The organism is Pseudoalteromonas sp. SG45-5 (assembly GCF_014164085.1).
Classification (GTDB): Bacteria; Pseudomonadota; Gammaproteobacteria; order Enterobacterales; family Alteromonadaceae; genus Pseudoalteromonas; species Pseudoalteromonas aliena.
In genome coordinates, this window is record NZ_JACJEM010000183.1 from 1 (window position 1) to 313 (window position 313).

Genomic DNA, 313 nt, shown 5'->3' on the forward strand with positions numbered 1-313 from the left:
AAGCACCTCTCTGTTACCGCTCGACTTGCATGTGTTAGGCCTGCCGCCAGCGTTCAATCTGAGCCATGATCAAACTCTTCAATTAAAAAGTTTTATGTCTTTCGACAGCTCAATGAATTCTGAATCTTTGTTTTTGTTGCCAAAAACGAATTGACTGTGCGTTATTATTTTCACTTTTAAAAAAAGTGAAATCAAAACAGCTCAAGGCTGAATCTTTTAATAACATATGGTCACTCAGTTTCAATTGAGACTCTAATTTGTTTGCCTTACTTAGCGAACTAAGCTTGGCTGTTAGAACTCAATCTGTACGAGT

1 rRNA gene is annotated in these 313 nt (G+C 37.4%); it reads right to left on the reverse strand.

Going from position 1 to position 313, the window contains the following annotated elements:
- Positions 1-85 (reverse strand): 16S ribosomal RNA (locus H5119_RS20220); the annotation flags it as partial.
- Between the last annotated feature and the right edge of the window lie 228 nt (positions 86-313).